Annotated in this window: 10 protein-coding genes; 1 reads left to right on the forward strand and 9 read right to left on the reverse strand. The window is 63.8% G+C overall.

Features of this window, described 5'->3' with window-relative positions:
• Window positions 1-12 precede the first annotated feature (12 nt).
• Entirely contained in the window at window positions 13-297 is a 285-nt protein-coding gene (locus tag VFU66_RS15185) for an addiction module antidote protein (protein ID WP_326447113.1), read from the forward strand.
• Between the two features lie 17 nt (window positions 298-314).
• On the opposite strand, the gene VFU66_RS15190 is transcribed toward VFU66_RS15185, so the two are convergent.
• The 9 genes from VFU66_RS15190 to allB form a co-directional block, all read right to left on the reverse strand.
• A complete protein-coding gene (locus tag VFU66_RS15190; protein WP_326447114.1) occupies window positions 315-974 on the reverse strand; it encodes a hypothetical protein in 660 nt (219 codons plus the stop codon).
• 112 nt (window positions 975-1,086) lie between these two features.
• A complete protein-coding gene (locus VFU66_RS15195; protein ID WP_326447115.1) occupies window positions 1,087-2,493 on the reverse strand; it encodes an NAD-dependent succinate-semialdehyde dehydrogenase in 1,407 nt (468 codons plus the stop codon).
• Between the two features lie 184 nt (window positions 2,494-2,677).
• Window positions 2,678-3,949: a M20 family metallo-hydrolase gene (locus VFU66_RS15200; protein ID WP_326447116.1), complete on the reverse strand. Its 1,272-nt coding sequence runs from the start codon at window positions 3,947-3,949 to the stop codon at window positions 2,678-2,680.
• A gap of 231 nt (window positions 3,950-4,180) precedes the next feature.
• A complete protein-coding gene (gene allE, locus VFU66_RS15205) occupies window positions 4,181-4,915 on the reverse strand; it encodes a (S)-ureidoglycine aminohydrolase (RefSeq protein ID WP_326447117.1) in 735 nt (244 codons plus the stop codon).
• Complete coding sequence (locus VFU66_RS15210) at window positions 4,908-6,173, reverse strand: allantoate amidohydrolase (protein WP_326447118.1); 1,266 nt, start codon at window positions 6,171-6,173, stop codon at window positions 4,908-4,910. Before VFU66_RS15210 ends, allE begins: the two co-directional genes overlap by 8 nt.
• Before the next feature lie 193 nt (window positions 6,174-6,366).
• Window positions 6,367-7,215 carry a factor-independent urate hydroxylase gene (pucL, locus tag VFU66_RS15215; RefSeq protein ID WP_326447119.1) on the reverse strand — a complete coding sequence of 283 codons (849 nt, stop codon included), beginning with the start codon at window positions 7,213-7,215 and terminating at the stop codon, window positions 6,367-6,369.
• Window positions 7,216-7,218: 3 nt separating this feature from the next.
• A complete protein-coding gene (uraH, locus tag VFU66_RS15220) occupies window positions 7,219-7,572 on the reverse strand; it encodes a hydroxyisourate hydrolase (RefSeq protein WP_326447120.1) in 354 nt (117 codons plus the stop codon).
• A gap of 19 nt (window positions 7,573-7,591) precedes the next feature.
• Window positions 7,592-8,104 (reverse strand): 2-oxo-4-hydroxy-4-carboxy-5-ureidoimidazoline decarboxylase, encoded by a 513-nt coding sequence (uraD, locus tag VFU66_RS15225; RefSeq protein ID WP_326447121.1) that lies wholly within the window; start codon window positions 8,102-8,104, stop codon window positions 7,592-7,594.
• Window positions 8,105-8,281: 177 nt separating this feature from the next.
• Window positions 8,282-9,643: an allantoinase AllB gene (allB, locus tag VFU66_RS15230; RefSeq protein WP_326447122.1), complete on the reverse strand. Its 1,362-nt coding sequence runs from the start codon at window positions 9,641-9,643 to the stop codon at window positions 8,282-8,284.
• Between the last annotated feature and the right edge of the window lie 156 nt (window positions 9,644-9,799).

Raw genomic sequence — 9,799 nt, forward strand, 5'->3', positions numbered from 1 at the left:
TAGGCGATGAGAGTGCGGACAAAGACGTATGACGCGGCGGAGTTTCTGACGGATGATGAGACAATCTCTGCCTATTTGACCGAGGCGCTGGAGAGTGACGATCCGCGCTATATTGCAAAGGCGCTTGGCGCGGTGGCGCGGGCGCGGGGTGGGATTGCTCAGCTCGCCCGCGACACGGGGATTGCGCGCGAGGCGCTGTACAGGGCGTTGAGCGAGACAGGAAATCCGGAGTTAGGGACGGTGCTGAAGGTCGTTCATGCGCTTGGGGTGAGGTTGTCGGCTACGCTGGTCGCTTAATTTCCGGTGGAAGCCTTTTAAAGGCGACCTGCAATTTTGCGTAACTTTTTGCCTAACTCTTCCCAATCGGTATCTCTTCTGCGTCGGGTGTTCGGATGCGGCGCGAACGCGATCATTGTAGGCCCGTGTCTTACGACGTCATCGCAAATTGGCTCGCATCCAGCGATCTCTTTCCAATGAGCGTGATCTTTCTTGCCGTACATGACCACAAACTCAGGTTTGTGGGTGCGCATCCTCTCTCGGATGATCTCGATTCTTTCATGCCTGAATCGTTCACGGTCGATGCACACCTTGGAATTTCTGACGGCGGAGCCAGACAACTCGATTACACAAGTTTCGCTGCCGTTTTCTCTCCCCCAATGATCACGTTGGTAAACGCGAAGGCTGTCCAAATGTGTGGACTCGTTGAGAAATGTCTTCAAGAGCAATATCAATGGCCTCCCGGTTCGTTGGAGATTTGGCCTGTCCTTGTGCCAGTCTTGCTCGCCAATAAGACAATGAAAGTCATAACAGTCGCACAGTTCGGACGCGCCAAGCTGCCTCCACGCGTTCACTCGCAGAGTGTTATCAAAGGATTCGTTGCGTCCCTTTCCCTGTTCCGGGCCAATGAACCAATAGCGAGCATCCCATCGTCCGTATCCGTAGTGCCGACGTGCCATCTCGTATTCAGTATCCATTTGCGTCTCCGATCTATTGGCGTGGACGAATTTTGGAGGATCGGATTTTCGCTGGCCGCGAAAATGGCCCACCTTAGCGACGATGAAGCCGTCGCGAAGATGGGGCACCCGATTATTGGGGGCTAGGTTTGGCAGACTCGACCGAGGCGATGACGACCGTCTTGGCGTTGAGGAATTCGCGCATGCCGGCGGCGGAGAGTTCGCGGCCGTAGCCGGAGTGTTTGATGCCTCCGAAGGGGAGGCGCGGGTCGCTGGCGACCATCTCGTTGAGGAAGACGGCTCCGCATTGGAGTTCGGCGATGAGGCGCTGCTGTTCGGTGGGGTCGCGGGTCCAGGCGCTGGCGGCAAGGCCGAAGGGCGTGTCGTTGGCGATGGCGATGGCTTCCGAGAGGTCGCGGACGCGGAAGAGCATGGCGACGGGGCCGAAGATCTCTTCGCGGTAGACGGGCGAGTTGCGCGGGACGTTGGTGAGGACGGTGGGCTCGAAGTAGTTGCCTGCGCCCGCCATGCGCTGGCCTCCGGCGAGAATGCGCGCACCGTCGCGGAGGGCGGCTTCGATCTGGGCTTCGAGGTCTTCGAGGATGCCGAGGGTGGCGAGCGGGCCGAGGTCGGTGTCCTCGCGCATAGGGTCGCCGATGCGCATGGACTCCATGAGGGCGATGAAGCGGGACTCGAAGGCGTCGTAGATGGTGTCGTGGACGAGGAAGCGTTTGGCGGCGATGCAGGACTGGCCGGAGTTGACGAGGCGCGCGCGGACGGCGGTTTCGACCGCGTGGTCGAGGTCGGCGGAGGGCAGGACGATGAAGGGGTCGGAGCCGCCGAGCTCGAGGACGGATTTTTTGATGAGCCAGCCGGCTTGCGCGGCGACGGCTCGGCCAGCGGGCTCGGAGCCGGTGAGGGTGACGGCGGTGATGCGCGGGTCGGCGAGGACGTGCTCGACATGGCGGGCTTCGAGGAGCAGCGTCTGGAAGGCGCCGCGTGGGAAGCCTGCGCGGCGGACGAGCGATTCGATGGTGAGGGCGCACTGCGGGACGTTCGATGCGTGCTTGAGCAGGGCGGTGTTGCCGGACATGAGCGCGGGCGCGAGGAAGCGGAAGACCTGCCAGAAGGGGAAGTTCCACGGCATGATGGCGAGGATGACGCCGAGCGGGTCGTAGCGGACGTAGCTGATGCGCGCCTCTGTTGGTGTGCCGGTGGGGATGGATTCGGGCGCGAGGATGCGGGCAGCGTTGTCGGCGTAGTAGCGGCAGGCGGTAGCGCACTTCAGGACTTCCTGACGGGCCGCGTGGATGGGCTTGCCCATCTCGACGGTGATGGTGGCGGCGAGCTCGTCGGTTTCGGTTTCGAGGATGGCGGCGAGCTTGCGCATCCAGAGAGCGCGGTGTTCGAGCGGGATGGTGGCGTAGGCGCGGAAGGTCTCGGCGGCGAGGGTGATTTTGCTGCGGGTTTCCTCTTCGGTGAGTGGGTCGAAGGTGCGCAGGAAGCGGTTGTTGGCGGGGTTGATGGAGGCGATGGGCATGGCGGCTCGAGTGTGGGGTTCTACGGCTCTGATGGTGTGTTCTTGCAGCGTGGAGTTGTGTGCTGAGCGATCAAACCGCAGGTCCTTCGACTGCGTGCTTCGCGCTCCGCTCAGGATGACACTTCGTAAACCGGGGGCTTTGGGGATAGCAGATTACGATGACACCTCGACCTTAGATAGCAGGTTACTCTGATGTGAGTTTAGCAAGCGCGAGGGCGAGCAGGCGGGTGCCGCGGGCGATGTCTTCGGGGGCGGCGTACTCATCGGGTCGGTGGCTGACGCCGTTGCGGCAGGGGATGAAGATCATGGCGATGGGCGCGATGGCCGCGATGAAGGAGGAGTCGTGGTAAGCGCGGCTCACCATCGTTTTGTACGGGATGTCTTCGGCTGTGCAGATGGCTTCGAGCGTTTGGACGATGTGTGGCGAGGAGACGGCGGGGGCGTCGGCATTGATGAACTGCTCGTCGATGGTGATGTTGCGGCGGCGGGCGATGTCGGCGATGTCGGCGCGGATGGCTTGCATGACTGATTCGCGGCGGGCAGGGTCGGTGTCGCGGATGTCGAGCGCGAGCGCGACGCGGCTAGGGACGCTGTTGACTGCGCCGGGATGCACGTCGCAGGTGCCGATGGTAGCAACGGTGTCGATGGCGCGTGTTGCCAGCGCATGTCTCTCGACAGACAAGATGAGCTCGGCGGCGGCGCAGAGGGCGTCCTTGCGGTCGGGCATGAGGAGCGCGCCTGCGTGGCCGCCGAGGCCGGTGATGGTGAAGCGATAGCTTGCGGGTGCGGCGATGTGGGTGACGATGCCGATGGGGATGTGTTCGCGTTCGAGCAAGGGGCCTTGCTCGATGTGGAGTTCGACCCAGGCGTGGAAGTGGTTGGGCGGCAGCTTGACGGATTCGAGCGGGCCGGTGAAGCCTGCGGCTGTGCGGATGGCGGCGAGTGTGGATGCTTCGTCATCGTTCGCGTGGGTGAGGTCGCGGAGTCGGTCCGCGCGCGCCGGGTCGAGGACGCCCGCCATCAGGCGGCTGCCGATGCATCCGATACCGAAGCGGGTGGGCTCTTCGCTGGTGAGCATCACCAATTCGATAGACCGGCGCGGGGTGTAGCCGCTCTGCTTGAGCGCGCGCAGGGCTTCGAGGCCGCCGAGGACGCCGACGGTGCCGTCGTACATGCCGGCGTGGGGGACGGCGTCGGTGTGTGAACCGGTGGCCACGGCGGAGAGCGATGGGTCGGAGCCTTGCCAGCGGATGAACGTGTTGCCTGCGGCGTCTTCGCGGAGGGTGAAGCCTTCCTGTTGCGCGAGCGATTTGAGCCAGGTGCGGGCGCGGAGATCGTCGGGCGTGAAGACGATGCGGGTGACGGCGGTGCCTTCGGGGGAGGGTTCGACGCTGGTGATCGTGGCGAGGGTTTGGAGTTCGTCGATGAGGCGTGCCTGGTCGATTTGGATTTGCATGGCACGGGGATTGTAGTGCATTCGCCGGGGCGCTGTGGTGGGCATCTCCCCACGTCAGGCGCGATAAGGCCGCGCCGAAGATGGGGCACCCGGCTGTGGTGGGCGCCAGGCTGAGTGGAGGTTGTACATTCCCATCCATCGCAAAAGGCCGCGATGGATGGGGTACCCGAGGGTTTGTGGCTGGTTGGAAAAGCAGATTCCTCCACTGCGCTACGAAATGGAAATACAAAACTAGCCCAGCGGGTGGCGGTTGGCGTCCTTATAGATGAGGTATTTTGCGGGGCGTTTGCCGATGGCTGCGAACCACTGCGGGCAGTAGGGGGCCATCCAGATAACGTCGCCTGCGGTGACGGGGTACCAGTTGTTTCCTAAGCGATAGATGCCGCCGCCTTCGAGCATCACGAGGCCGTGCTCCATGATGTGGACTTCGACCTGGCTGAGCGCGGCTCCGGGCTGGTAGGTCATGGTGTTGACGGCGAAGTCGTGCGCGGGCGATGCGGGGACGAGCGCGCGGACCTGGAGGTCGGGGTCGTCATTGAGCGGCGTCGAGAGCGCGCTGTCTTCGCGGCCCACGAGGACTTCTGGGGACGGCGTGTGTTCAAGCGGCTCGTAGGGCTTTTCGATGACGGCGAGGCGTGTGGACCGCTGCGCGGTGAGCGTGTGAGGCGTGCCCTGCGGAAGATAAGCGAAGCTGCCGGGTGTGAGCGAGTGGAAGCTGACTTCAGTCGCCAGGTCGGCTGCGCCTTCGAGCAGGTAGAGGAATCGTTGCGCGTATGTGGGGCCGAGCGTGCCGCCGGGTTCAAGTTCGGCGGTGTATTGCGTGAAGGCCGCGCCGATGGCGGGTGAGATGTGGACGATGGCGGCGGCGCGCTCCATGCCGGGGAGCGTGGTGCGGACGAAGGCGTCAGGTGTGTGGAGCAGATGATCGCGGTGGTTGACGCTGCGGGTGTGGCCGAGATTATGCATGGTCGTCCTTCGGAATGGTCTTATCATCGCGCAGGAGCGAGAGGAACTCGATGGCGGTGTTGAGCGCAGCTTCGACATCGCCCGGTAGAACGGTTTCGTCCGGATGGTGGCTGATGCCGCCGGGGCTGCGGAGGAAGAGCATCGCCGCAGGCAGGCGCTGGGCGACGATCATGGCGTCGTGGCCTGCTCCGCTGGGCATTTTGCGCGTCGGCGTGTTCGATTTTTTTGCGGCTGATTCGAGCAGGCGCGTGAGGTGCGGGTCCATGGGGACGGCAGATTGTTCGAGATGTGTCTGCGTGCTGAGTGTGACTCCGCGCTTTGCGGCGGCGAGTTCTGCGGCGGAGACGAGCGCGCGGACGGCGGCGGTGCGTGCGTTATCGCTGGCGTGGCGCACGTCGAGCGAGGCGGTGACGCGCGCGGCGACAACGTTGCCTGCTCCCGGCTGCGCGTCGATCCTGCCGACGGTGGCGACGAGACCGTCGTGCTCGTTCGCGTAGACTTCGACTGCGGTAATCCATTGGGCAGCGGCGGCGAGCGCGTCGCGGCGCAGGTGCATGGGCGTGGTGCCTGCGTGGTTGGCGCGGCCCTCGAAGACGAAGGACATGCGGGTCTGTCCGGCGATGGCTTCGACGATGCCCAACGGCAGGCCTTCGCTTTCAAGCAGCGGGCCTTGTTCGATGTGGAGTTCGAGATAGGCGAAGGAGCTTGCTGCGAGCTGGGCGTTGGGAAGATCGCTGAGGTTGAGGCCGAAGATGCGGATGGCCTCGGCGATGGTGACGCCGTTGCGGTCGGTGCGCGCGAGTGCCTCTGCATCGAGTTTGCCGATGACGGCGAGGCTGCCGATGAACGGCGTGCTGAAGCGCACGCCTTCTTCTTCGGAGAAGCCGATGACTTCGATGGCGAAGGGAAGGCTTTGACCGCGCAGCTCTTCAGCAACGGCGATGCCGAGCACGACGCCGAGGACGCCGTCGAAGGCTCCGGCGTTGGGCACGGTGTCGAGATGCGAGCCGAGGATGAGGCGCGGCGCGTGTGCGGTGGGACCGGGGAGCACGCCGCGCAGATTCCCGGCTGCATCGATGCGGACGGACATGGAGGCTGCCTGCATCCACTCGGTGACGAGCGTGTGAACGCGGCGCGCGGGCGGAGAGAGGAAGAGCCGCGTGGTCTCGCCCGGGACCTCCGTCAAGGCGGCGATCTGACGGCAGCGTTCGATGACGCGGGCGGCGGTGCGGGCGCGGGATAGATGAGCGACGGTCATGGATGAATAAGAAACTTCTAAACGCAGATGAGGACGCCTGCAAGGACGTTGCGGAAAGCATACCCCATGGGCTAAAGCCTATGGCTTTTGAGGCGCTGAGAGACCCAAGGCTGAAGCCTTGGGGTACCTACAAGCGACTGCGGGGATTCTTCCCCTTCGACAAGCTCAGGGGCAGAATGACATGTTTTGATTGTCATGGTGTGCGGTGGAGGCGGGCTTCGATGTGGCCGTGCGGTTCGTCGGTGGGAACGAAGATCTGGTTGGGGTTGTCCTGGCCGAAGCGGGAGAGATCGACGAGCAGGCAGTGTTTGTTGGGCATGGTGAGGTGGAGGTCGTCGATCTCGGGCACGGCTTCGAGCGCGTCGTGCGCCATGGCGTAGAGCGTGTGCTGCACGGATTGGCTGTTGTGTGCGGCGAAGGTGTGGAGCATGGTCTCGCGGATTTTTTTGCGTAGCTGGTCGAAGTCGAGGTGTGCGGAGGTGTAGTGCCACTCGGCGCGGATGGCGGTGCCGAAGAGGCGATCGGTGGTCTCCTTGAGCGTGGTGAGCGGATCGTGGATGTAGCCGGTGAAGGCGGAGTGCGCGGTCTTGAGCAGGACGAGGTGGTCGAAGCCGGAGTGGATGATGAAGGGCTGGCCCTGCGCGCGCTCGACGCGAGTGGTCTGGACCTCGTTGGAGCCGTGCATGAAGGTGTCGGGATGCGGCTGGCCGTCGATGGTGAGGCGTCGCCAGAGTGCAGCTTCGATGCGGACGGCAGCGGATGTGACCTGCTGGTTGCGCGCGAGGATATAGTCGGCGAGTTCCCTGGCGTAGTCTTCCATCGTGGTCGCGGTGGAACTGCGGGCGACGGAGTAGACGGTGTTCTTCATCGTGTCGGTGGGAAGGATGTTGGCGTTGTCGCCTGTGGTATGAGCGGCGTTGAAGTCGCCCTGGAGCAGGACTTCGACGGTCCACTCGCGGAGGTCGTTGCCATGCGGGTGGCGCGTGACCTTCATGAGGCGGACGCGGGATTTGCCGTAGCGGTCTTCGGCGATCTCGATCATGGGTCAGCTTCCCCGGTAGGTGGTGTAGCCGTTGGCCGTGAGCAGCAGCGGGATGTGATAGTGCTCGGCTGCATCGCGGACCTCGAAGGTGATGTCGATGTACGGATAGAGGCAGGCGGCGCGACGCTGCGAGAAGTAGCCGGATGTATCGAACTGGATGCGATAGGTGCCGGCGGCGAGCGAGTAGCTCTCGGGAAGCAGCGTGGCTACGCGGCCATTGTTGTCCGTGGCGGTGACGTAGAGCACCGACCAGGTCTCTTCGATGAGGCGCGAGAGCGTGACGGCGAGGGCTGCGGCGGGGCGGCCGGAGGTGAGGTCGAGGACGTGGGTGGAGATGCCCATATTTTTCGTGCTCAAGTGTATATCGCGGCACGCATCAGTGTGATTCGAGCCAGCGGCGGAGGCGGAGCTCGGTGATCCGGCGCTGCTGTTCGGCGGCTTCACGGAGTTCGGTTGCGGGGTCGTTGTGGAGGCGGGATTCGAGTGCGGTGAGGATCTCGCCGGAAGATTTGCCGGAGGCGCAGATGAGGAAGATGCGGCCGAATGTTCGCTCGTAACGGCGGTTGGCGTCGGCGAGAGCTTCTTTTGCCTGAGCGTCTTGTGATGCGGCTTTCTGCTCTTCGGCCGACCAGCGGAGGGATTCGGCGGTGGCGTGCGATTGCGGTTTTTGTTCGCCGATGCGCGGGTGGCTGTCGAATGCTTCCTGCCAGTCTTCTTGAGGGAGAGCGCGCCAGATGGCGTTTGCATGATCGATGAGGGTGGCTTCGTCGGCGATGGGGCGCGCGGCGGCGAGCTTTTGTGCCCATGAGCGCGAGCCGTTGCAGGGTAGAACTTCGCGTGCGGCGGAGTCGGCGTCGAGCGTGTTCCAGCGGGCGAGGTGGGGGTTCATCAAAACTGGAAGGATAAGGAATGACGGGTGAAAAATGCAAATACAGGGATCTCTCCACTATGGCGGCAAAAGCGCCGCCTTCGGTCGAGATGACGTGGTGCGGCGGTGATCGCCGAGTTTTTGGCTGAGACGAAATACTCTGGCGGCGTTGCTGAGATGAAATATCTTGGCGGCGTTTCAGATGATGATCTCGCGGCCGGTTGGGTTTGGGGTGAAGGAGCCTTCGTGGAAGATGCGCTCGCCGCGCAGCCAGGTGGCACGCACCTGGCCTCGGAGGGTTTCGCCGAGGTAGGGCGAGATGGGGTGGTGGAAGTGGAGATGACCTGGCGTGACGGTGAACTCGGCTTCGGTGTCGAAGAGGACGAAGGTGGCTTCGCGGCCGGGTTCGAGCGAGCCGGTGCGGTGGCTGAGGCCGGCGAGCGCGGAAGGGGCGGAACTCATCCAGCGGGCGATGTGGTCGAGTGTGTAGCCGCGTGCCGCGCACTCGGTGTAGATGATGGGGAGCGCGAGCGAGAGGCTGGCGATGCCGCCCCAGGCTTCGTCGAAGCGGGGAGTCTCTGCGCTGCCACGGTCTGAGGACTTCATTGCGGGCGGGCATGGGGAGTGGTCGGTGACGATCATGTCGATGTCGCCCGCGGCGAGCGCCTGCCAGAGAGCTTCGCGGTTGGCGTGGTTGCGGATGGGCGGCGCGCATTTGTGGACGGTCGAGCCGTCGGGGATCTCTTCGGCAGTGAAGTGGAGATAGTGCGGGCAGGTTTCGACGGTGACAGGAAGACCTTCGTCGCGGGCGCGGCGGAGGTCTTTGAGAGCGAGCGCGGTAGAGAGGTGGACGATGTGGAGACGAAAGTTGAAGCGGCGGCAGAGGCCGATCATCAGGCGAATGGCTTCGAGTTCAGCTTCGTCGGGGCGCGAGGAGAGGTAGGTTGAATACCTGCGCCGGTCGGCGTTTGCGAGAGCGAGTGTGGCGCGATCAATAGGGCCCGCGAGTTCGGCATGGACAAGCAGCGGCAGGCTGGACTGGGCAATGTGCGGGAGCGCGGCTTCGAGTTGTCGGCGGTCGATCATGGTGAAGCCTTCGCAGCCGGGGTGGATGAGGAAGCATTTGTAGCCACGGACTCCGGCGCGGGCGAGCGGGAGAATGTCGCGCTGGTTGTCGGCGACGGCGCCGCCCCAGGGAGCCCAGTCGATGAAGCATTGGCCATGCGCTGATTGGCGCTTGGCTTCGAGCGCCGCAACGGTGGTGGTGGCGGGCAGGCAGTTGAGCGGCATATCGACGACGGTGGTGATGCCGCCTGCGGCTGCGGCGCGGGTGGCGGTGGGGAAGCCCTCCCACTCGGTGCGTCCGGGCTGGTTGATGTGGACGTGCGTATCGACGAGGCCGGGAAGGATGGCGAGGTTGCCGCAGTCGTGAAGGGTTGCGTCGGCGGGGACCTCGGAGAGATTGCAAATGGCGCGGATACGTTCGCCTTCGACGAGGAGCGCGGCTGGGCGCGTTCCGGCGGGTGTGACAACGCAATTCGAGACGAAGGCGTGTGACATAATTTGAGTATCCCGCAATATCCCGCAAGGGCCTCCGCGCAATCCGAGTGTAAGGATACAGAGCCGATGCAAGGCAATCCAATCTTTATGGAGAAGGCAATCGCGCTGGCGACGGAGAATGTGACGTCGGGACGCGGAGGACCGTTCGGCGCGGTC

It is taken from the genome of Edaphobacter sp. (genome assembly GCF_035763405.1).
In the GTDB taxonomy this organism is placed as follows: Bacteria; Acidobacteriota; Terriglobia; order Terriglobales; family Acidobacteriaceae; genus Edaphobacter.